The sequence below is a fragment of the Actinomadura macrotermitis genome (assembly GCF_009604375.1).
Lineage (GTDB): Bacteria > Actinomycetota > Actinomycetes > Streptosporangiales > Streptosporangiaceae > Spirillospora > Spirillospora macrotermitis.
The window spans coordinates 940,921-960,852 of the sequence record NZ_WEGH01000002.1; the positions used below are offsets into that span (position 1 = coordinate 940,921).

28 protein-coding genes are annotated in these 19,932 nt (G+C 70.2%); 13 read left to right on the top strand and 15 right to left on the bottom strand.

The genetic code is table 11. The features are described from left to right. Positions 1-257 precede the first annotated feature (257 nt). Positions 258-767 (top strand): HIT family protein, encoded by a 510-nt coding sequence (locus tag ACRB68_RS16195; RefSeq protein ID WP_153533282.1) that lies wholly within the window; start codon positions 258-260, stop codon positions 765-767. A gap of 5 nt (positions 768-772) precedes the next feature. On the opposite strand, the gene ACRB68_RS16200 is transcribed toward ACRB68_RS16195, so the two are convergent. Both ACRB68_RS16200 and ACRB68_RS16205 read right to left on the bottom strand, forming a co-directional pair. Then, positions 773-1,405, bottom strand: coding sequence for a class I SAM-dependent methyltransferase (locus ACRB68_RS16200; protein ID WP_194293335.1), 633 nt, complete (start codon positions 1,403-1,405; stop codon positions 773-775). After that, positions 1,398-2,165 (bottom strand): hypothetical protein, encoded by a 768-nt coding sequence (locus tag ACRB68_RS16205; protein WP_153533284.1) that lies wholly within the window; start codon positions 2,163-2,165, stop codon positions 1,398-1,400. The genes ACRB68_RS16200 and ACRB68_RS16205 overlap by 8 nt, the downstream gene beginning before the upstream one ends. A gap of 158 nt (positions 2,166-2,323) precedes the next feature. Here ACRB68_RS16205 and ACRB68_RS16210 point away from each other — a divergent pair, with 158 nt between their 5' ends. Together ACRB68_RS16210 and thiL are read left to right on the top strand one after the other, a co-directional pair. After that, entirely contained in the window at positions 2,324-2,998 is a 675-nt protein-coding gene (locus tag ACRB68_RS16210) for an HIT family protein (RefSeq protein ID WP_153533285.1), read from the top strand. Positions 2,999-3,029: 31 nt separating this feature from the next. Then, the gene (gene thiL, locus ACRB68_RS16215) at positions 3,030-4,094 is read left to right on the top strand and encodes a thiamine-phosphate kinase (RefSeq protein ID WP_153533286.1); all 1,065 of its coding nucleotides are present in this window, start codon (positions 3,030-3,032) and stop codon (positions 4,092-4,094) included. A gap of 707 nt (positions 4,095-4,801) precedes the next feature. Here thiL and ACRB68_RS16220 read toward each other — a convergent pair. Together ACRB68_RS16220 and ACRB68_RS16225 are read right to left on the bottom strand one after the other, a co-directional pair. Beyond that, positions 4,802-5,659 carry an LLM class F420-dependent oxidoreductase gene (locus tag ACRB68_RS16220; RefSeq protein WP_153533287.1) on the bottom strand — a complete coding sequence of 286 codons (858 nt, stop codon included), beginning with the start codon at positions 5,657-5,659 and terminating at the stop codon, positions 4,802-4,804. 9 nt (positions 5,660-5,668) lie between these two features. Further along, positions 5,669-6,034: a MerR family transcriptional regulator gene (locus ACRB68_RS16225; RefSeq protein WP_153533288.1), complete on the bottom strand. Its 366-nt coding sequence runs from the start codon at positions 6,032-6,034 to the stop codon at positions 5,669-5,671. Between the two features lie 85 nt (positions 6,035-6,119). Between ACRB68_RS16225 and ACRB68_RS16230 the strand changes: the two genes are divergently transcribed. Continuing rightward, the gene (locus ACRB68_RS16230) at positions 6,120-6,545 is read left to right on the top strand and encodes a RidA family protein (protein WP_328594282.1); all 426 of its coding nucleotides are present in this window, start codon (positions 6,120-6,122) and stop codon (positions 6,543-6,545) included. Between the two features lie 7 nt (positions 6,546-6,552). Here the strand turns inward: ACRB68_RS16230 and ACRB68_RS16235 are convergent, their stop codons facing one another. Beyond that, entirely contained in the window at positions 6,553-6,987 is a 435-nt protein-coding gene (locus ACRB68_RS16235) for an ArsI/CadI family heavy metal resistance metalloenzyme (protein WP_153533289.1), read from the bottom strand. 103 nt (positions 6,988-7,090) lie between these two features. Here ACRB68_RS16235 and ACRB68_RS16240 point away from each other — a divergent pair, with 103 nt between their 5' ends. Genes ACRB68_RS16240 through ACRB68_RS16260 form a run of 5 tightly spaced genes read left to right on the top strand, consistent with a single transcriptional unit; the run spans position 7,091 to position 10,022 of the window. After that, positions 7,091-7,456, top strand: a complete 366-nt coding sequence (locus ACRB68_RS16240) for an ArsR/SmtB family transcription factor (RefSeq protein ID WP_153533290.1) — start codon at positions 7,091-7,093, stop codon at positions 7,454-7,456. Continuing rightward, the gene (gene arsB / locus ACRB68_RS16245) at positions 7,453-8,529 is read left to right on the top strand and encodes an ACR3 family arsenite efflux transporter (RefSeq protein WP_328594283.1); all 1,077 of its coding nucleotides are present in this window, start codon (positions 7,453-7,455) and stop codon (positions 8,527-8,529) included. Before ACRB68_RS16240 ends, arsB begins: the two co-directional genes overlap by 4 nt. After that, positions 8,522-8,932: an arsenate reductase/protein-tyrosine-phosphatase family protein gene (locus tag ACRB68_RS16250; RefSeq protein WP_153533291.1), complete on the top strand. Its 411-nt coding sequence runs from the start codon at positions 8,522-8,524 to the stop codon at positions 8,930-8,932. The genes arsB and ACRB68_RS16250 overlap by 8 nt, the downstream gene beginning before the upstream one ends. 20 nt (positions 8,933-8,952) lie before the next feature. Continuing rightward, positions 8,953-9,282 (top strand): ArsR/SmtB family transcription factor, encoded by a 330-nt coding sequence (locus ACRB68_RS16255; protein ID WP_153533292.1) that lies wholly within the window; start codon positions 8,953-8,955, stop codon positions 9,280-9,282. After that, positions 9,282-10,022, top strand: coding sequence for a methyltransferase domain-containing protein (locus ACRB68_RS16260; protein ID WP_153533293.1), 741 nt, complete (start codon positions 9,282-9,284; stop codon positions 10,020-10,022). The genes ACRB68_RS16255 and ACRB68_RS16260 overlap by 1 nt, the downstream gene beginning before the upstream one ends. On the opposite strand, the gene ACRB68_RS16265 is transcribed toward ACRB68_RS16260, so the two are convergent. After that, positions 9,979-10,464: a hypothetical protein gene (locus ACRB68_RS16265; protein WP_153533294.1), complete on the bottom strand. Its 486-nt coding sequence runs from the start codon at positions 10,462-10,464 to the stop codon at positions 9,979-9,981. The two genes, ACRB68_RS16260 and ACRB68_RS16265, sit on opposite strands and share 44 nt — an antisense overlap. 132 nt (positions 10,465-10,596) lie before the next feature. Here ACRB68_RS16265 and ACRB68_RS16270 point away from each other — a divergent pair, with 132 nt between their 5' ends. Next, complete coding sequence (locus ACRB68_RS16270; protein WP_194293336.1) at positions 10,597-12,027, top strand: DUF2079 domain-containing protein; 1,431 nt, start codon at positions 10,597-10,599, stop codon at positions 12,025-12,027. Here the strand turns inward: ACRB68_RS16270 and ACRB68_RS16275 are convergent. After that, positions 11,961-12,452 carry a MarR family winged helix-turn-helix transcriptional regulator gene (locus ACRB68_RS16275; protein ID WP_328594284.1) on the bottom strand — a complete coding sequence of 164 codons (492 nt, stop codon included), beginning with the start codon at positions 12,450-12,452 and terminating at the stop codon, positions 11,961-11,963. The genes ACRB68_RS16270 and ACRB68_RS16275 overlap by 67 nt on opposite strands. Positions 12,453-12,455: 3 nt before the next feature. Next, the gene (locus ACRB68_RS16280) at positions 12,456-12,872 is read right to left on the bottom strand and encodes an SRPBCC family protein (protein ID WP_153533296.1); all 417 of its coding nucleotides are present in this window, start codon (positions 12,870-12,872) and stop codon (positions 12,456-12,458) included. 106 nt (positions 12,873-12,978) lie between these two features. Between ACRB68_RS16280 and ACRB68_RS16285 the strand changes: the two genes are divergently transcribed. Beyond that, positions 12,979-13,485, top strand: coding sequence for a DinB family protein (locus tag ACRB68_RS16285; protein WP_153533297.1), 507 nt, complete (start codon positions 12,979-12,981; stop codon positions 13,483-13,485). A 3-nt stretch (positions 13,486-13,488) separates the two neighbouring features. Here the strand turns inward: ACRB68_RS16285 and ACRB68_RS16290 are convergent, their stop codons facing one another. Further along, positions 13,489-14,415 (bottom strand): NADP-dependent oxidoreductase, encoded by a 927-nt coding sequence (locus ACRB68_RS16290; protein ID WP_153533298.1) that lies wholly within the window; start codon positions 14,413-14,415, stop codon positions 13,489-13,491. A 94-nt stretch (positions 14,416-14,509) separates the two neighbouring features. Between ACRB68_RS16290 and ACRB68_RS16295 the strand changes: the two genes are divergently transcribed. Next, the gene (locus ACRB68_RS16295) at positions 14,510-15,478 is read left to right on the top strand and encodes a GlxA family transcriptional regulator (protein WP_153533299.1); all 969 of its coding nucleotides are present in this window, start codon (positions 14,510-14,512) and stop codon (positions 15,476-15,478) included. A gap of 7 nt (positions 15,479-15,485) precedes the next feature. On the opposite strand, the gene ACRB68_RS16300 is transcribed toward ACRB68_RS16295, so the two are convergent. The 4 genes from ACRB68_RS16300 to ACRB68_RS16315 all read right to left on the bottom strand — a co-directional run bounded on the left by ACRB68_RS16300 (position 15,486) and on the right by ACRB68_RS16315 (position 17,675). After that, positions 15,486-15,908 carry an STAS domain-containing protein gene (locus tag ACRB68_RS16300; protein ID WP_153533300.1) on the bottom strand — a complete coding sequence of 141 codons (423 nt, stop codon included), beginning with the start codon at positions 15,906-15,908 and terminating at the stop codon, positions 15,486-15,488. Between the two features lie 83 nt (positions 15,909-15,991). After that, positions 15,992-16,414 carry a hypothetical protein gene (locus ACRB68_RS16305; protein ID WP_153533301.1) on the bottom strand — a complete coding sequence of 141 codons (423 nt, stop codon included), beginning with the start codon at positions 16,412-16,414 and terminating at the stop codon, positions 15,992-15,994. Positions 16,415-16,469: 55 nt separating this feature from the next. Then, on the bottom strand, positions 16,470-16,832 hold the full coding sequence (locus tag ACRB68_RS16310; protein WP_153533302.1) for a 5-carboxymethyl-2-hydroxymuconate Delta-isomerase: 363 nt from the start codon (positions 16,830-16,832) through the stop codon (positions 16,470-16,472). 57 nt (positions 16,833-16,889) lie between these two features. Beyond that, the gene (locus ACRB68_RS16315; RefSeq protein ID WP_153533303.1) at positions 16,890-17,675 is read right to left on the bottom strand and encodes an alpha/beta fold hydrolase; all 786 of its coding nucleotides are present in this window, start codon (positions 17,673-17,675) and stop codon (positions 16,890-16,892) included. 88 nt (positions 17,676-17,763) lie between these two features. Here ACRB68_RS16315 and ACRB68_RS16320 point away from each other — a divergent pair, with 88 nt between their 5' ends. Then, positions 17,764-18,378 (top strand): TenA family protein, encoded by a 615-nt coding sequence (locus ACRB68_RS16320; protein ID WP_153533304.1) that lies wholly within the window; start codon positions 17,764-17,766, stop codon positions 18,376-18,378. Between the two features lie 43 nt (positions 18,379-18,421). Here ACRB68_RS16320 and ACRB68_RS16325 read toward each other — a convergent pair whose 3' ends face one another. Together ACRB68_RS16325 and ACRB68_RS16330 are read right to left on the bottom strand one after the other, a co-directional pair. After that, positions 18,422-19,510 carry an alkene reductase gene (locus tag ACRB68_RS16325; protein WP_153533305.1) on the bottom strand — a complete coding sequence of 363 codons (1,089 nt, stop codon included), beginning with the start codon at positions 19,508-19,510 and terminating at the stop codon, positions 18,422-18,424. A 19-nt stretch (positions 19,511-19,529) separates the two neighbouring features. Next, on the bottom strand, positions 19,530-19,919 hold the full coding sequence (locus ACRB68_RS16330; RefSeq protein ID WP_194293337.1) for a RidA family protein: 390 nt from the start codon (positions 19,917-19,919) through the stop codon (positions 19,530-19,532). Positions 19,920-19,932: the final 13 nt, after the last annotated feature.

A 19,932-nucleotide genomic window follows, 5' to 3' on the forward strand; every position in this document is an offset into this window, starting at 1 on the left:
CGGCCCCGCTGATCATCGGCTCCCTCTCTTGCAGCCGAAATGGCCAGGGTCGTACCGTGGCCTGGTGGACGAATGCGTCAACTAGGTCAGCAAGTCGACCGCCATGTTTCTCGCGACTCATATGACCAAGCGTGACCACTTGCCTCCAGGCGGCGTCACACTGTCGCTACCATCTGCAACGCAGGCGAACGGTCCAACAAATCAAAGGCCGCCCTCACCTTCCACATACTACTGGATATTTCATCATAGGGGAGAGAATGTTCATAGCAGACACTTCAGGCAAAGAAGTAAATAATCGTTGGCGGCTGCCCGGGAGCCGCTACCTGGGGCGTCGTCGACAGATTCAAAACAAATCACTCCCCCAGTCCCATGTCGGCCATAGCGACTGCATCTTTTGTCACCCAGAAGACTCGACCCTCAATACGATCATGTGCGAGAACGAGGCATTCTATGCCCGGTACGATAATTTCCCAGCCAACCCCGGCCATATCGAGATCGTCCCCAAGAGACATATCGAGTCATTTTTCGAGCTTAACGAGAGTGAGATACTCAGTGCCTATGAGCTGATACACGAGGCCAAGGACATACTCGACGAGAAGTACTTGCCCGAGGCGTACACGATCGGCATCAACGATGGAAAGGCCGCCGGCAGAACCATCGACCACCTGCATATTCACATCATCCCTCGACACCAAGGCGATGTCGCCGATCCCAGAGGAGGAATACGCAGGGCTGCTCCCAACTGCGACCCCGATACGTGGAAATAACGGGCTCAGCGCACACCGAATGCGACATACCACCCCGGGCGCCCCGAAAATCGCGTCTGCACATTGGCAAAACCCGCCGATCTCAGATGTTCCGCGAAGACTTCCGGACTAACGAACGTGAACCACCGCTCACCTTCAAGCGACCCGCCGCTCTTCCAGCCTTCACCCTCACCGCTGCGCATACTGATTTTGGTTATGCCGCCCGGGACGAGGACTCGGTAAACCTCCCTCAGTGCTTGTTCCATTCGAGCCAGTGGAACGTGCAGCAGGCTGCCCGATGCCCACACACCCGCGATGGAAAATTCACAAAAGGGCAACTCGAGGGCGTTCAGCCGCAGAAAACGCAAGGAGTCACCCTCTTCGAGAGACCGGTCGCGCGCCCATACCAGCATCGCCGGAGCATAGTCACCCGCAACCACCCGACGGCCAAGCGAAGCCAGGAAACGGCCATCCCGGCCGCTACCGCATCCCAGGTCCAGCAAGGGCAGACCTCCTGGTGCACGCTCCGCAAAATCGACTACTTCCTCCAGCAACCCGGGAAACCGGCCATACTCTTCCGATATATCACCATAGAGATCTGAATTGGCATCATAGACGGCGCAAGTTGCACGTGTAATCTCAAGCACAGAATCAGGCATCTTCGAATCCATCCTGTCCGAGAACGAAGCTCAATGAATTCAGCACGTGCCAAACGCGCTGCACATCCATGTCATCATAACCACGGGACACATCGAAGCTCACGCATCCCACGAATCTTGAGCGAGCGTTTCGCACCGGACTGGCGAAGACAGCACCGCGGTGGCTGTAGCGCTGGAACTCCTCCCAGGTGAATCCCATGACAGCATCCACCCCTTTCTGATCGCGAAAGGATTCGAAGGTGTCCCTGTCCACGAGGGAGCGCGCGACTTCTTCTACGTTGACCCCGGTCTCCTGATCATATTTCCAGCAGAGACCCACCACTCCGACACCCAACCGGGGTCGCAGCTTCCGGGTGGCCGGAGCCGCCCCAAGGCGATAAGTGGAAATTCTGACCAACTCTCCGTTCAGCGGATGCCGAACGGTGCGCTTCTTCTGCCAGAAATGCAACCCAAGATCGCTCGTACTGTTAGGCGGATTGATGGCCTTGCAGATCTCCAGAAGCTGGCCGAACGCAGTAAGTATATGCCTACGCATCACTACGCGCCGCTCAATGCGGAGACGTTGCGTAAAAGATTCAAAGGGAGAAGCCAGCCCAAAGAATCCGGCAATGACGATCAAGCCGATCAGGACAAAGGAATATTTCCCGTTGAAGCTGTCCCAAGTGCGTTCGGAAGGAAAACCATACTGCTTGCACGCGAGCATCACCGTCGCAGCGAATATGACTCCGCGGTCTACGGCGCGAGCCACCGACACCTTCATCGGTCAACCACCCCACCTGGAACGACGCAATATGCTGCGCAGGGCTTGCCAGCCTACCCAAAGAGTGGATAATCGCCTAACGATCAGGTTGACAAGGCAAGTTTCGGTCGCTCACCAGGATGTTAATAGTGTTGACCACATTACCGTCGAGGTAGGCAATGCCCGAGCCAGAAGGCTTCTGCGTCGGATCCGACTTCTGCCAAGAGCTGGCCGGGGCCGGGGAGACCGTCTTCCAGCGCGTCTATGACGGCAGGCCCTCCAGCCGGATCATCAGCCACGGGTCGACGATCAGCCTGCTCGCTGACATGTCCCCTCTGACGCGAGGGCACCTGCTGATGGTGTCCAACAGGCACTACGTCAGCTTCGGTCAATTAATGATCGACCATGCCGATGCCGCGAAAACGGCCCTGGCCGATGTACTCCCACAGTACAAGGCGAGCTTCGGCGAACCGGTCATCATGGAACATGGATCAACGAACAGCATGGACGGATCCGCCTGCATCACCCATGCCCATCTTCATCTGCTGCCACTGCAGCTCGATCAAGTACATGCACTGATGACGCTGGACGGGCTGTCGTCCACTGCCCTCGGGAGCATTTCTGATCTAGCAGAACTCGGGCACGCGGACCTGCCTTATTTCTATTGCTCAGACGCCAGCACGCATCGGGTGTACGGTGTTGCGCAACCAATGCCTCGCCAGTATCTCCGCTCAGTGGCCGGCAGGCTGCTCGGCCTGGATGATCCCGAATGGGATTACGCAGTCATCGTTCGAAAGCAACTGCTCAGAGCGACCGTGGAAGAGGCGATGGACTGGCGGGTTCCACTGCCGTGACAGATCGACCGAATCCTTGAAGGATGGTTCCATGCAGAACTTCGGCCCTGCCTCGGACGAACCGACGCGACTGGCCAACATCGTCAGCCCCATGTTCCTGGGCCAAACAGGATGGGTTCAGGAGCTGCAGGACGGGGCCAAAGCCGAACTCCTTGCGGGGGCCGACGCTCAAGACGACTGCGCGGTCTTCCGGGTGGACGGCCCCATGGAAGTCGTGCTCGGCTCGGACTATGTCCGTGGGCCGAAGTTCCGGCTCTACGAGCTTGGTTACCTGTCAAATTATGACATCGGCTACTACTTGGCGATGGCCAATCTCAGTGACATTGCCGCCATGGGCGCCCTCCCGATCGCGCTCCTATCGGTCATCAGGTATCCCAAGTCGCTCCCAGACACAGATTTCACCACCGTCATAGAAGGGATTCGCGATGCCTGCCGTGAGGTCAACACCCTGAATGTGGGGGGCGACATCGGCAGCGCAGAAAGGATCATCCTCTCCGCCTCGGCCATGGGGATCGTCGAGCAGGGCAGGTCCTTGCTACGCGGGGGAGCCCGTCCAGGAGACCGGCTCTGCGTTACCGGACCAACCGGAATCGCGGCTTCGGCACAGCGCTATTTCGGCATTTTCGACTCCGGCTCGACAAAGTTGCCGGATGAGAGAGAAGAACTGCTGATCTCCGCATGGCGACGGCCCCGGGCGCTGGTGCGTCAAGGGCGCTGCCTCAGCACGAGTGGAGTGGTGACGAGCTGCCAGGACACCTCCGACGGCCTGAAGGCAGGAATCCAGTCACTCGCTGTGGCCAGCAGCGTAGGTTTCATGGTGGATGAAAGTGCGCTTCCCATCGCTGACATCGTGACCGAGGTGGCCGTACTCACTGATTGCGAGATCACTTCTCTGATCATGGGCGACTCCGTGGACTTCCAGCTCGTCTTCACCGTCGCAGAAGAGGACGTGCCACAGCTCTCCAAAATATTCGCCGATGCCGGGCTTCAGTTCTTCAGCATCGGCCATGCCACCGAGGCGCATGAGGTAAGTTTGCGGCGTGCCGACGGTACGGTCGAGGCGCTTCCCGGGACTCCCTGGCGTCATGCCACCTGACCATGACGGGCAGGAACTATCGCTTCTTCCTTGGCGTTTGTGAGACTCTGCGGCCGATCTGGGAACGGACCACCGGTCTACTCTGGAGGCATCGCCGCATCGGCCTTGAGCAGGCGGCGCTGCAGGCCGAGTCGGTCTGCTCCAGACAGGTGATTCGAGCGCGCACCGCAGACCTGCTGACGGCGGGTTCCACACTCCGCTAGTGGATGGTGCAGTTCTTTTCAGAATAGGCCGGCGAGTAATCGACTAGCAGTGCCGTCTGATCGCGCAGCTTGTGCCGGGACTGCGCTGCCACGCGGCACGGGCAGGTAGCGCCGGCGCTGAAGCAGCACACACGATGAAGTCCGCGAAAGCCTTGGGCGGTGCGCCGCTCGACCGACGGCTTCCACTCCTTCTTGTCCTACTGCCCATACTCCAGTAGCCACTATGCATGATGACCGGGCCCGCCTGCGCGCCTCTTCCGACTCGTCCCGGTAGGTGTCCAGCACCTGCTGAGAACGCGTCCGGGAGGAGCAAGCCCTGGTAGGCCCCATAGCCCCGCAGGAGAAGGCAGCGGGCACCGGCTAAAAAAAGAACAACCGTCTTTGCTCACTTGTTCATGGGGCCTTGCATTACGAGGGCTGCTCGTTCGAGTGATCAAGAGCTAGAGAAGTGATGGGCCAGGGCCGGTGTACGCGTGCATAGGGGGCCTGGTTCCGCTTCGGCCGTCAGGTGTTGGGGAGGCCGAAGCGCTCGGCGAAGGCGGACATCTCGTCGCGCTGCTCCACCGGGTCGGCGGAGGTCGCTCCGACGACGATGCGGGTCACGCCCTGCGCGGCGAACGCCTCGGCCCGCTCGACCGGCATGTCCATCGAGCCCCAGCGGGTGTACTCCAGCGCGGCCGGGTCGCGGCCGGCCTCGGCGGCGGTCGACCGGGCGAGGTCCAACTGCTCCCCCCGCACGTGCGGGGGGAGCGCGCCGCCGGGGAAGTAGCCGTCGCCGCGCAGCCCGACGCGGCGCGCGGCCGCCGGGCTCGAACCGCCGATGTGGACGGGCAGGGAGCCGCCGGCCGGCTGGGGGAAGCTGCACAGGTTCTCGAAGGAGAAGAACTCCCCCTTGAAGCTCACGCCTTCCTCGCCGCCGGACCAGAGCAGGCGCATCACGTCGATCGCCTCGTCGGCGCGGCGGCCGCGGGTGCGGAAGTCGACGCCCACGGCCGCCGCCTCGCCCGGCAGCGCGCCGACGCCGACCGTCAGCAGCCGCATCCTGCCCTTGGACAGCACGTCGATGGTGGCCAGGCGCTTGGCCAGGATCACCGGGTGGTGGTACGGCAGCAGCAGCACGCCCGTCCCCAGCAGGATCCGTTCCGTTGCCGCGGCGACGAAGCTCAGGGAGTCGAGCGGGTCGGCGTAGGGCAGCGCGGGTGGGAGTTCCACCGGCCCGACCATCGCGCCGGGGTACAGCGCGATGTGCTCCGGCATGTACAGCGCCTCGAAACCGCACGCCTCGGCATGCCGCGCATAGGCGATGAGCCGGTCGGGATCGACGCCGTAGTAGGGGGTGCTGTAGCTGACTGCGAACTTCATGTCTTCCTCTCAGGCCGTCCGTGATCCGGGGCAGGCCCGCGCCAGCTGGTCGGTGATCTCGGCGCGGCGCCGCAGCAGGACGCGGATCTCCCGGTCGATCTCGGCGAGCCTGCGCCGGGAGACCAGGACCGACTCCGGGCACGCGCCGCCGGACTCGTGGCCCGCGCGCAGGCACTCCACGAACGGCCGGGCGTCCTCCAGCGTGAAACCCGACGCCAGCAGCGTGCGGATCTCCGCGACCAGCCGCAGGTCGGACTCGTCGAACTCCCGGTAGTCGTTGGCCGCGCGCCGGGCCGTGAGCAGCCCCTGCTTCTCGTAGTAGCGCAGCGCACGCGCGCTCACACCGGCCCGCTCGGCCAGCTCCCCGATCCGCATCCGTCCTCCTGGTCCCTGGTCGAAGGACGCTATCCCCTGACACCGGCGTCAAGGTCAACCCCGGACGGCGCACTAGGTTGATCTTGTGAGCGAGCACCTGCGCAGCGGCACCGACATCCGCCAGTACACCCCCGCCGGGCTGCCGCCCGGCCCCGGCTACAGCCACGCGGTCGCGGTCGACGTCCCCGGCCGCCTGGTCGTGATCAGCGGCCAGGTGGCGGTGGACGCGGGCGGCGCCCTGGTGGGCCGGGGCGACCTGCGCGCGCAGCTGCACCAGATCTTCACCAACCTCGGCACGGCGCTGGCGGCGGCGGGCGCGGGCTGGGAGCACGTGGTCAAGCTCGGCTACTTCCTGCGCGACGCCGGCCAGGTCGCCGTCGTGCGCGAGGTGCGCGCCGCGCACCTGCCGGCCGGCGTCGAGCCCGCCGCCACGCTGGTGGAGGTGTCGCGGCTGGTCCACGAGGACATGCTGGCCGAGATCGAGGCGTGGGCCGTCGTCCCGCTGCGCTGACCCGGCCTCAGCAGCAGGCCGACGCCTTCTCGGCGGTGCCGCAGCACGCCGAGTCCTCGCCCTTGGACAGGGTGTCGGCGTCGCCCTTGACCACGTAGACCTCCCACGGCTCCTGGCCGGGGCCGTGCACCCAGACCTTGTCCTGGACGGCGTAGCAGCAGGAGGTGTCCTTCTCCTCCAGGGTGATCAGCCCGGCCGCGGCGAGGCGGTCGGTGGCGGCGGTGACCTCGCCGGTGGACTCGACCTCGACGCCGAGGTGGTCCAGGCGGGTGGCCTCCCCGTCCTCGCCCTCGATCAGGACGAGCTTGAGCGGCGGCTCGGCGACGGCGAAGCCGGCGTAACCGGGGCGGACCTTGGCGGGCTCGGTGCCGAACAGCCTGCTGTAGAAGGCGATCGAGGCGTCGAGGTCGGCGACGCGCAGGGCGAGCTGGACACGGGACATGGTCTTCTCCTCGTGGTGCGGCGGACCCTTGATTAGATAGATGTCTAATCAAGCGGACGGCCCGAGTTTGCGCCTCTGTATAGATGGATGTCAAATTAGATGCATGTCGAAGCAAGAGCTCCCCCTGGTGGACGCGGGCCAGGCCTGCTGCGCGCCGCTCGTCTGCGCACCGCTCACCGAGGCCGAGGCGGGTGAACTGGCGCCGCTGTTCAAGGCGATCGGCGACCCCGTCCGGCTGCGTCTGCTGTCGCTCATCGCCTGCCACGAGGGCGGCGAGGCGTGCGTGTGCGATCTGACGGACGCGTTCGAGCTGACCCCGCCGACGATCTCCCACCACCTGAAGGTGCTGAAGCAGGCCGGGCTGATCGACTCGCAGCGCCGCGGCACGTGGGTCTACTACTGGCTGAACCCGGGCGTGCTGGAGCGGCTGTCGGCGGTCCTCGGCCCGCGCGCGCTGGTGAGCGCGTGACCGCGACCGCCGTCCAGGACGAACGGGCCGTCGGAGTGCGCCTGTCGCGCCTGGACCGCTTCCTGCCGGTATGGATCGGCGCCGCGATGGCGATCGGCCTGCTGGCCGGCCGCGCGATCCCCGGCCTCGGCCCGGCGCTGGACACGGTTCAGGTGGACGGCATCTCGCTGCCCATCGCGCTCGGCCTGCTGGTGATGATGTACCCGGTGCTGGCCAAGGTCCGCTACGACCGGCTGGACGCCGTCACCGGCGACCGGCGGCTGCTGCTCTCGTCGCTGCTGCTGAACTGGGTGCTCGGCCCGGCGGTGATGTTCGCCCTCGGCTGGCTGCTCCTGCCGGACCTGCCCGAATACCGGACGGGCCTGATCATCGTGGGCCTGGCCCGCTGCATCGCCATGGTCGTCATCTGGAACGACCTGGCGTGCGGCGACCGGGAGGCCGCTGCGGTGCTGGTCGCGCTGAACTCGGTCTTCCAGGTGGTCGCGTTCGCCGCCCTCGGCTGGTTCTACCTGTCAGCGCTGCCGGGATGGCTCGGCCTGGAGCAGGCGCGGCTGGACGTCTCCGCCTGGGACATCGCCCGCAGCGTGCTGGTCTTCCTCGGCGTGCCGCTGGCCGCCGGGTACCTGACGCGCCGGCTGGGCGAGCGCGCCAAGGGCCGCGCCTGGTACGAGGAGCGGCTCCTGCCGCGGATCGGCCCGGCCGCCCTGTACGGGCTGCTGTTCACCATCGTCGTCCTGTTCGCCCTGCAGGGCGACGCCATCACCTCCCGGCCGCTGGACGTGGCCCGGATCGCGGTCCCGCTGCTGGTCTACTTCGCCGTCATGTGGGCCGGTTCGTTCGCCCTCGGCCGGGCGATCGGGCTCGGCTACCCGCGCACGGCGACGCTCGCGTTCACCGCGGCGGGCAACAACTTCGAGCTCGCCATCGCGGTCGCCATCGCCACCTTCGGCGTCACCTCGGGCCAGGCCCTCGCCGGGGTCGTCGGCCCGCTCATCGAGGTGCCCGTCCTGGTCGGCCTGGTCTACGTGTCGCTGGCGCTGCGCCGCCGGTTCCCGGGGAGCCGTGATGTCTGAGATCCCGGAAGTGCTGTTCGTCTGCGTCCACAACGCGGGCCGCTCGCAGATGGCCGCCGCGCTGCTGGACCACCACGCCGCCGGACGCGTCCGGGTCCGCTCGGCCGGGTCGGCGCCGGTGGAGTCCATCAATCCGGCGGTCGCGGCCGCCATGGCCGAGGCCGGGCTGGACCTGTCGCGGGAGTTCCCCAAGCCGCTGACCGACGGCGCCGTCCGCGCCGCCGACGTGGTCGTCACCATGGGCTGCGGCGACGTGTGCCCGGTCTTCCCCGGCAAGCGCTACCTGGACTGGCGGCTCCCCGACCCGGCGGGCAAGCCGGTCGCCGAGGTCCGGCCGATCCGCGATCAGATCGACGCGCTGGTGCGGGACTTGCTGGGCGAGCTCTTGCCGCCGGATATTTAATCGTTTATCGTCGATGAACGATGGAAGCTGACAAGGGCCCGCTCGACCGGCCCACCGCCGCCGAGTACGCCACCTGGTTCAAGGCCCTCGCCGATCCCACCCGGATCCAGATCGTGTCGCTGCTGGCGCGGCAGGGCCGGCCGCTGAACGTCGGGGAGATCGTCGAGGCCGTCGCGGTCGGACAGTCGACCGTCTCGGCCCACCTGAAGGTCCTGGCCGAGGTGCGGTTCGTGCTGGCCGAGCGGCGCGGCACCGCCCGCTACTACCGGATCAACGAGGCCTGCATCGCCTGCTTCCCCACCGCCGCGGACGTCGTGATGGGTCGTCCCGCCCCCGAAGGAGCCCGCTGATGTCCGATGCCATCGTCGACCGGTACTCCGGCCTCGCCCGCCTCGCCATGGACGGCGGGACGCCACTGGACGGCGAGGAGGAGGGCTGCTTCGGCGCCGCCGCCTACACCGGCGGCGACGCGGTACCCGAGGCCGCGCTGCGCGCCAGCCTCGGCTGCGGCAATCCCCTCGCCGTCGCGGACCTGCGGCCCGGCGAGACCGTGCTGGACCTCGGCTCGGGCGGCGGGCTGGACGTGCTGCTCTCGGCCCGCCGCGTCGGCCCGGCGGGTACCGCCTACGGCCTGGACGCCAGCGCGGACATGCTCGCCCTCGCCCGCGCGAACGCCGAGCAGGCCGGCGCCGCCAACGTCCGCTTCCTGCACGGCCGCATCGAGGACGTCCCGCTGCCGGACGCGTCGGTCGACGTCGTCATCTCCAACTGCGTCATCAACCTGTCGGCCGACAAGCCGCGCGTGTTCGCCGAGATCCTCCGCGTGCTGCGGCCCGGCGGGCGCCTCGGCATCAGCGACGTGATCGCCGATGAGGGGCTGGACACGGCGCGGCGGGCCGCCGCCGAGCAGCGCGTCGGCTGCGCCCGGGGCACGCTCACCGCCGGGGAGTACCGGCGGCTGCTGGACGAGGTCGGGTTCGCTGAGGCCCGCGTCACCGTGACGGGCGACGCGGGGGACGGGCTGCGCACGGCGATCGTCCAGGCGGTCAGCGGACCTCGCCGGTGCGGGTGTCGGCGGCCCAGGCGGTGATGCGGTCGTCGACCGGGCCGGTGCCGTCGAGGACGTGGCGGGCGAAGGCGTCGCGTTCGTGGGCGAGGATCGCCGCCTCCCACAGGCACGGGCCGAGGCCCGCGCGGCCCGGCCGCAGCAGGTCGGGCCGGTCCGCGGGGCCCACGAAGATCGCCAGGTCCGACATGTAGCCCTCGATCCAGGTGGAGAGCACCACGTAGTCGCCGTCGCCGCCCGCGTGCACGATCAGGACGGCGAGGCCGAGCGAGCCGCGCGCGTAGCCGAGCGCCAGATGCCCCTCGGCGACCTCCAGCGCCGCCTCGTCCTTGACCGTGCGGCCCGGCGCCTCCAGGGCGTAGACCTTCACCTGGTGCCCGGCGAGGTCGCGGACGCCGAGGGGGCGCGCGGTGCGCGCGTGGTAGCCGCCGGCCAGGCCGAGCAGCGAGTCGGACGGTTCGCTCATCCCGCCATCATGCCGGGCGGCCGGGCCCGCCGGAATATCATCGCGGGCATGACCGCCGTCGATTCGCCCGTGACCGTGGCGCGGAAACCGCGCCTGCCACGGACGAGCCGGCATTTCCCGGCCGTTCTTCTCATGTCCGTGGTCGCGGCCGCGGTGTATTCCGCGCACTCGCTGCTGCGTTATGCGACGTTCCGGGCCGGCACCTACGATCTGGTGATCTTCGATCAGGCCGTCCGGTCCTACAGCCGGTTCCGGCTGCCGGTGGCGATCGTGAAGGGCGTGCACAACGGTTTCGGCCCGGACTTCAGCGTGCTGGGCGACCACTGGTCGCCGATCCTGGCCGTCCTGGCGCCGCTCTACTGGGTCCACGACGGCCCGGAGACGCTGCTGGTGGCGCAGGCGGTGCTGCTCGCCGCGGCGGTCCCGTTCCTGTGGCTGTTCACCGCCCGCACGCTCGGCAGGCGCGCCGCCTACTGCGTTTCGGCCGGGTACGCGCTGTCGTGGCCGGTCGCCGAGGCCGTCGGGTTCGACTTCCACGAGGCCGCCTTCGCACCGGTGCTGACGGCGGTGACGTTCGAGCGGCTTTCCGCGCTACGGGCCGGTTCCGGGCGGTGGTGGCAGGTCGTCCTGCCCGCGCTGCTGCTGCTCGGCGTCAAAGAGGACATGGGCTTGCTGGTGGCGGGTTTCGGCCTTTTCATGATGGTGCGAAGGCAGGGCGAAGGCCGTTTTGGAATTGCTTTCTTCGTGGGCGGGCTGGCGGCTGCCGCGGTTTCCACGAAGGTGCTCATTCCCTATTTCGGCGGGCGCGGCGATTACTACTGGGCCTACAACAACTTCGGGCCGACGATGCCCGCCGCCGCGCGGTACGCGATCACTCATCCGTGGGAGGTCGCCCGCACCTTCGTGTCGCCCGGCGTGAAGCTTCAGACGCTGCTGTGGCTGCTCGCGCCGGCCGCGTTCGCGTCGCTGGCCTCCCCTTACGCGCTGTCGGTGCTTCCGCTGCTGGCGGTCCGGATGCTCTCCGACGGCACGTTCCCGGCCTGGTGGGGGCTCAGCGCGCACTACAACGTCTTCCTCGTCGTCCCGCTGCTGTGCGCGGGGGTCGACGGGGTCGCGCGGCTGGCGAAGAGGCGGCACCGGGTCGTCCACCTGTGGGCCGGCGCCGTGGTCGCGATCGGCGTCGCCGCCCTGCCCTTCTTCTCGTTCAAGTCGCTGGTCTCCGAGCGCTACTGGGCGGGCGCGGGCCGGATGGACGCGGCCGCCGCGGCCGCCGCGCAGATCCCCGACGGCGCCCTGGTGGAGTCGTCGTCGAACATCGGCGCCCGGCTGACGGGCCGCACCCGCGTCCTGCTCCTGGACCGGGTGCCGCGCTGGGCGCCGTGGGTGGTCGCCGACGTCCGGGAGCAGCGGTTCCAGTTCTGCGACGTGCGGGAGCAGCAGGCCAGGGTCGAGTACCTGCTGAAGAACGGCTACCGCACCACGTTCGAGCGCGACGGCTACCTGGTGCTGCACCGGCCAGGCCCCGAACTCCGGCCGGCCGCCGTCGCGTCCCCGCACTGCTGACCGGGATCGGCCAGGGGCCGCAGCATCGCCAGCAGGGCGGCGGGGTCGCCGGCCGGCTCGAAGAAGGCCGCGTCGACCGCCTCGACGGCGGCGACGGCCTCCCGCGCCAGCGCGGCGCCCCGGCCGGTGACCTTCAGCAGCCGGGCGCGGGTGTCGGCCGGGTCGACCTCGCGCCGCAGCAGCTCCTTGTCCTCCAGCCGCCGCAGCACCTGGGACGTCATCTTCACGTCGGTGCCCGCGCGCCGGGCCAGCGCGAGCTGGTTGGGGTCCTCGCCGTGCTCGTTCATCCACCAGGCCGTCGCCAGCAGCACGAACTGCACGTGGGTGAGGTCCAGCGGGGCGAGGGCGCGGGCGATGTCGCGCTGCCAGCGCAGCGTGGCGTGCCAGAGCAGGAACCCCGGGCTGGCCTCCGGATCCAGCGGCACCGGTCAGCCTTCCGCGGTCTTGATCAGCGCGGCGACCACGTCGGGGAAGTCGCCGGTGATGGCCGGGCCGAGCTCGGGGCCGACCCGGTCGGCGGCCGGGCCGGTGATCTCGGTGCGGTAGACGACGCGGGTGCCGCCCGCCGGCAGCGGCTCCAGCCGGTGCACGGTGGTCACCTGGAAGTCGCCGGCGTCCATCACGTCGGTGAACAGCGTGCCGGGGACGATCTCGGTGAGGGTCATGGTGACCGGGTCGTCGCCGGGCGGGGTCATGGTGAAGCGGGTGCCGGGCGCGAACGGGCCGTCGGCCTCGATCCGCTCGATGCCGGCGTTCCAGGCCGGCCAGGCCGCCATGTCGGACCAGCACCGCCACAGCGCCCCGGGCGCGGCGGAGGTCTCGGCGGTGTGCTCGTACTCCCACATGAGGGCTTCCCTTCGTCGATTGATCTACGCAGAGATTATCTCTGCGTAGATCAATCGTCAACGGGTCCCCGGAATACGCCCGGGACCGGCGGGAAAGGATGGGATCATGGAATCCCCCGACCGGACGCCGCCCCCGCTGAGCGGCGACGAACGCACCATGCTGGCCGCCTACCTGCAGTACCAGCGCGAGACCCTCGCCTGGAAGTGCTCGGGCCTCGGCGCCGACCAGTTGCGGGAGCAGGCCGTCCCGCCGTCGCAGATCTCGCTGCTCGGGCTCGTCCGGCACATGGCCGACGTCGAGCGCGGCTGGTTCCGCAACGTGGTGAACGGCGAGGACACCGCGGACCTGTGGGCCGGCACCACCGGCCACTACCGCGACTTCGAGGTGGCGGACGCCGATGTGGACGAGGCGTTCGACGCCTGGCACCGCGCGTGCGCCCGGTCCCGGGAGATCGTCGCCGCCGCCCCGTCCCTCGACGTCACCGGCCGGGCCGACGACGGCAAGGACTACTCGCTGCGCAACGTCCTGCTGCACATGATCGAGGAGTACGCCCGGCACAACGGGCACGCCGACCTGATCCGCGAGCGCATCGACGGCGCCACCGGCGAGTGAGCCTCAGACGGTAAGGACGATCTTGCCGGTGGTGCGGCCCGTCTCGCCCAGCTCGTGCGCCTTGGCGGCCTCCTCCAGCGGCAGCTCGGCCTCGATCGCGGCGTGCAGCAGGCCCGCCCCGGCGAGCGCGGCGATCTCCTTCATCCCGGCGTGGTCCGCCTCGACGATCATGAAGCCGGCGCGCCGCCCCTGGGCGCGCGCCGCCTCGGCCAGCGCGGCCTCCGCCGGGGAGGCGAGCGACACCACCAGGCCGCCGGGCCGCAGCGTGCGCAGGGAGCGCGGGCCGTACTCGCCGCCGATGGTGTCCAGGACGACGTCGGCGCCCTGGACGGCCTCGGCGAAGTCGGCGGCGGTGTAGTCGATCACCTCGTCGGCGCCAAGGTCGCGGACGAAGCCGTGCTTGGCGGCGCGGGCGGTGCCGATCACGTACGCGCCGCGGGCCTTGGCGATCTGCACGGCCAGGTGCCCGACGCCGCCGGCGGCCGCGTGGATCAGCACCCGCTGCCCCGCCTGCACGTCCGCCATGTCCACCAGTCCCTGCCAGGCGGTGAGCGCGGCGAGCGGTAGCGCGGCGGCCTGCACGTGGTCGATGTTGGCGGGCTTGCGGGCCAGGTGCCGCGCCGGGGAGGTCACGTACTCGGCGTAGGTCCCGGCCGGCGCCGGGTGGCGGGGCAGGCCGAACACCTCGTCGCCGGGCTGGAACAGCGTCACGCCGATCCCGACCTCCTCCACCACGCCCGACACGTCCCAGCCGAGCCGGACCGGCCGGCCGGCCAGGCCGCCGCTGGCGCGGTGCCAGCGGTCGGTCGGGTTCACCCCGGCCGCGTGCACCCGGACCAGCACCTCGGCGGGGCCGGGCTCGGGGCGGTCCACCTCGACGACCTTGAGGACCTCGGGTCCGCCGAACGTGTCCTGGGCGATGGCGCGCATTGCTTGCTCCTTCGAACTCGGTGTGCCCCCAGCCTGCCGGGCCGTCCCGAAGCGGACGAGTGGCCAGATGGCCATGATGTGAAAGAATCCGGCCATGCATCGCGTCGTCGTCCTCGCCCTCGAAGGCGTCTATCCGTTCGAGCTGAGCATCCCCGTCCGCATCTTCGGCACCGCCGTATCGGCGGACGGCTCCCCCCTCTACGACGTCGTCACCTGCGGCCTGGAGGCGGGACCGGTGCGCACCGGCGCCGACTTCTCCATCGCCGTCGAGCACGGCGCGGAGGCGCTGGAGACCGCCGACACCCTGGTCATCCCGCCGTTCGGCTGCGGCGCCGACCAGGACACCGAGTGGCTGCCCGCGCCGCTGGCGGACGCGCTGCGGCGGCTGCGCCCCGGCGCCCGCATCGTGTCGGTCTGCACCGCGTCCTACGTGCTCGCCGCCGCCGGGCTGCTCGACGGCCGCCGCGCCACCACCCACTGGAACGAGGCCGCGCACTTCCAGCGGACGTTCCCGCAGGTCGAGGTGGACGCCGACGTGCTGTTCATCGACGACGGCGACGTGCTCACCGCCGCCGGCGTCGCGGCCGGCATCGACCTGTGCATGCACCTGGTGCGCCGCGACCACGGCAGCGAGATCGCCAACCAGGTGGCGCGGCGCTGCGTCGTCCCGCCGTGGCGCGACGGCGGCCAGGCCCAGTTCATCGAGCGGCCGGTGCCGCCGCCCTCGGCCACCGCGACGGCGGCGACCCGCGAGTGGGCGCTCGGGCAGCTGCACCGCCCGCTGTCGCTGTCGGAACTGGCCCGGCACGCGCGGATGAGCGTGCGCACCTTCTCCCGGCGGTTCCGCGAGGAGACCGGGATGACGCCGGGGCAGTGGCTGACGCGCCAGCGCGTCGAGCACGCGCGGCGGCTGCTGGAGACCACCGACCTGCCGGTCGACCGGGTCGCCGAGCAGGCCGGGTTCGGCACGGCCGCGTCCATGCGCCAGCACCTGGTCGCCGCGATCGGCGTCCCGCCGACGGCCTACCGCGCCACCTTCCGCGGCGAGGACGCCCTCGCCTGAGGGCGGGTCAGGCGTCCTCGGGCAGCGCGGCGGCGCGCTCCCAGGCCGGGCCCCGGACGGTGATCACGGCGCGGTCGGGCAGCGTCTCGCGCAGGCTGAGCATCTTGTCCAGGCCCATCCAGCTCATCCGCTCCCGCAGCGGCCCGGGCACGTGCAGCAGGACCAGCTGGCCGTGCAGCGCGCGCAGCCGCTTCCACGCCCGCACCAGCACGTTCACGCCGGTGGAGTCGCAGAACTCCAGGCCGGCCGCGTCGACCGCGACATGGGTGCGGCCGCCGGGCAGCTCGGGGACGTCCAGCGCGGCCTCCAGCCGGGGGGCCGTCGCCAGGTCGAGCTCACCGGACACCGTCACGATCAGCCAGCGGCCGTCGATCCGCTGCCGCAGCTCCATCGCCTCGGCAGGGGGCGTCTCGTATGTCACTGTCGTCACCCCCCGATGCTGGGCCGGTTCCCTTCGGGGGCCCTGTACCCAGCATCGGCGCGACTATTGCCAAGCCCGCGGAGTATCCCCGGTCAGTTCGGGGCGGGCGTCTGCGTGATGAACTTCACGCAGGCCAGCGTGGCGGCCTTCAGCTTGTCCTTGGGGACGTTCGGCGGGGCGGTCTGGCCGATCTTCACGTCGACGCCCTGCTCGTGCATGCACTTGATGAAGGCGTTGACGGCCGGCGGCGTCGTGCGCAGGCCGCCCCCGGGGCCGGTGCCGGGACCGGTGCCGTTGGTCGGCCCGCCCGCACCCGGGGTCCGCTCGCCGGGGGCGACCGGCGGCGTGCTGCCGCCAGGCGGGACGGACGCGCCGGGCGCCGGGGCCGGCCCGGTGGCGGGGGAGGTGGTGACGGTCGGGGCCTGGCTCGTGTTCTTGTCCTTGTCGCCGCCGCCGCAGGCGGTGAGGGCGAGGGACGGGACGAGCACCAGCGCGGCCAGACGGATCGGCTTCATCGAGGAGATCCTTTCGGAGGTGGGCGCCACGGTAGAGGGTGGCGCCCGCCCGCCGCTAGGCGACCACGTGCTTGAAATAGAGCTCGGGGGCCAGTTCCCGGATCTCCACGGTGGTCTGGACGGTGTACCCGGTGCCGTCCTTCAGGTGGGCGCGGACGAGGTCCAGGACGTCGCCGGCCAGCCGGTCGCGGGTGGCGGCGTCCCGCCCGGCCATGATCGCCAGATCCACGTGGATCATGGCGTGCGCGGGGTCGCCGTCCCCGATGACCACCTGGTCAAGCGGAACGAACCGGGTCTTGTGGGCGTCCAGCGCGCTGCCGATCAGCTCGGCGGACCGGGCGTGCAGGGCGAGGGCGAAGGGGCGGCGGTCGAAGGCCTCCGCGAGCGGGGCGGAGTATTCGACGGTGATCTGCGGCATGAGGCCTCATTCTGGCGGGCGGGACGGAGCGCGGCGCGGGCGGGTGGCCGGGACCGGTCAGCCGGCCGCCTCGGCGAGGAAGCCGTTGGTCAGCTCCGCCCATTCGGCCGGGCGCTCGGCGAAGGGAAGGTGCCCCGAGTCCAGCTCGGCGAGGCGGGCGCCGGGGATGCCGGCGGCCAGCTCGCGGTGCAGGGCGGGCGGCACCAGCCGGTCGGCCGTCGTGGAGACCACCAGGGTCGGCGCCGTGATCGCGGCGAGGTCGGCGCGGACGTCGGCGCGGCCGGCGAGGTCGGCGTGCTCGGCGGTGCCGGGCGGGATCGTCGCCGCGGTGCCGGCCACGACCCGCTCCAGCCGCTCGGGGGTGAGGGCGGCCAGCGCGTCCGGGCCGAGCGCGAGCGGCACGAGGAACCGGGCGAGCGCGTCGGGGTCGCCCGCGCGGTGCAGGCGGGCCCAGACCTCGGTGATGAGGCGGAGCCGGTTGTCCGCCGCCGCCATGGAGGCGCTCAGCACCAGGGCCGACACGCGCCCGGGGTGGCGGGCGGCGGCGCGGACGGCGACCATGCCGCCGAGGGAGTAGCCCGCGACCGCGAACCTCTCCAGGCCCGTCTCGACGGCGGCCGCGACGAGTTCGTCGGCCAGGTCGTCCAGGTCGAGCGGGCCGTCCGCGCGGGGCGTCGCGCCGGTGCCGGGGTAGTCGACGCCGACGACGGTGTGCCGGGCGGCGAGGGTGTCCAGGATCGGGCCGAAGTTGGCCTGGAAGCCGCCGCCCGCGCCGTGCGCGACGGCGAGGCCGGGGCCGGAGCCGGTGACGGTGCGGGCGAGGCGGACGGAGGTCGCGGGCATGGGGTCCCCCTGTTCTGTAGCGAGTGATACAGATCTAACATAGCGATCGCTACAGAATCAAGTCCGCGGCTTTTGGCAGGATTGCGGGATGAGTCTCGCGGCACACCTGGAAGAGCTCGGCCGTCCCCTGGTGGAAGAGCAGCTGGCCCACCCGACCGTGGCGGGCATCGCCCGCGGCGACCTGGACGAGGCGGTGTTCCGCTCCTGGCTGGAGCAGGACTACCTGTTCCTGCACGACTACGTGCGCGTCTTCGCCCGGCTCGCCTGGCAGGCGCCCGCCGGGCACCTCGGCGACCTGGTCGACCTGGCGCACGCCACCTTCCACGACGAGCTGGACCTGCACCGCTCCCTGTCCGCGGAGTTCGGCGCCGACCTGGACGGCGCGCGCAAGGGCCCGGCCTGCGCCGCCTACACCGCGTTCCTGCTGGACAGCGCCGCCTCCTATGCCGAAGGCCTGGCCGCCCTCTACCCCTGCATGTGGGGCTATTCCGCGCTCGGCGCGCGGCTGGCGCGGAATCCGCCGGCCGAGCCCCGCTACCGCCGCTGGGTCGACACCTACGCCGACCCCGGCTTCGCCGAGCTGACCCGCCGCTGCGCCCAGATGATCGACGAGGCGGCGCCCGAGCGGGGCCGCGCCGAGCGGCTCTTCCTGGAGGGCATGCGGCACGAGATCGCCTTCTGGGACGTCCCGCTCGGGGGTTAGCCGGTCCGCGCCCGCGCGGCTCGCGCGGGCGCGGACCGGCGCGTCACCGCGTGACCCGCAGGTCGGCGAGGGCGGGGTAGTCGACGTAGCCGACGGCGTGGTCCCCCTCGGGGAAGCCGTAGACGACCTCCTCGCGCAGCTCGTTCAGCGGGGCGCCGGTGGCGAACCGCGCGGGCAGGTCGGGGTTGGCGATGAACAGCCGCCCGAAGGAGAAGACGTCGGCCAGGCCCTTGGCGAGGACCTCCTCGGCGGCCTCCCGCGAGCTGGGCGCGGTCCCGTTGTAGTTGGCGATCAGCGTGCCGGGCCAGTGGGGCCGCAGGCCGGCGATCGCCCCGTACTCACCGCGCTCCAGGACGTGCAGGTAGGCCAGGCCGAGCGGGGCCAGTTCGGCGAGCAGCGCCTGGTAGGTCCCCTGCGGGTCGTGCTCGACCAGCTCGTTCTCGGGGTTGCCGGGGGAGACGCGCAGGCCGACGCGCTCGGCGCCGACCGCCGCCGCCACGGCCTGGACGGCCTCGGCGGCGAACCGGATCCGCTCGCCGAAGCGGTCGGTGCGCCGGTTGGTGTTGTCGGCGAGGAACTGGTGGATCAGATAGCCGTTCCCGCCGTGCAGCTCCACGCCGTCGAACCCGGCGCGGATCGCGTTGCGGGCCTCGGCGGCGAACGCGGCGACGATCCCCTCCGCCTCGGCGGTCGTCAGCTCGCGCGGCGTGACGTGCTCGGCCATGCCGTCGTCGGTGAAGATCCGCTCGTGCTCGATCCGGACGGGGGAGGGCGCGACCGGCGTCGCTCCCCCGATGTTGCGCGGATGCGTCATCCGGCCGACGTGCCACAGCTGCGCGTAGATCCGGCCGCCGGCCGCGTGCACGGCGTCCGTCACCGCCCGCCAGCCCGCCACCTGCTCCTCGGTGACCAGGCCGGGGATGCGGGGGCCGCCCTTGCCGAGGGGATCGGGCCAGATCCCCTCGGTGATGATCAGGCCGGCGCCGGCGCGCTGGGCGTAGTACTCGGCGGCGTGCGGGCCCGGGACGCCGGTGGCGTCGTCGGCCCGGTTGCGGGTCATCGGCGCCATCGCGACGCGGTTCGGCAGCCGCAGGGCGCCGCTCTCGTAGGGCTGGAGCAGGGGGCTGGTCATCGGCGTGGTCCTTTCCTGGTCAGCGGGCGACGGCGGTGGCCTCGACCTCGATCAGCCAGTCCGGCTGGGCGAGCGAGGAGACCTCCAGCAGGGTGTCGGCGGGGTAGGGCTCGGCGAGGAACTCCTCGCGCAGCTTGATCACCTCGTCCAGGTGCGCGGCCATGTCCCGCACGAAGATGCCGATCTTCACCACGTCGGTGAGGTCGGCGCCGGCCTCGTTCAGCACCCGGCGCAGGTTGGCGAACGCCTGGCGGCCCTGTTCCAGGAAGCCGCCGGGGACGGTGCGGCCCCGCTCGTCGAAGCCGGCCTGGCCGGAGACGAAGATCAGGCCGTTCGCGCGGACCGCCTGCGAGATCCGGTAGGGCGCGTACCAGTCCGGGGTGGTGGCGATCTTCTCGATGGTGCTCATCTCGGCTCCCTCA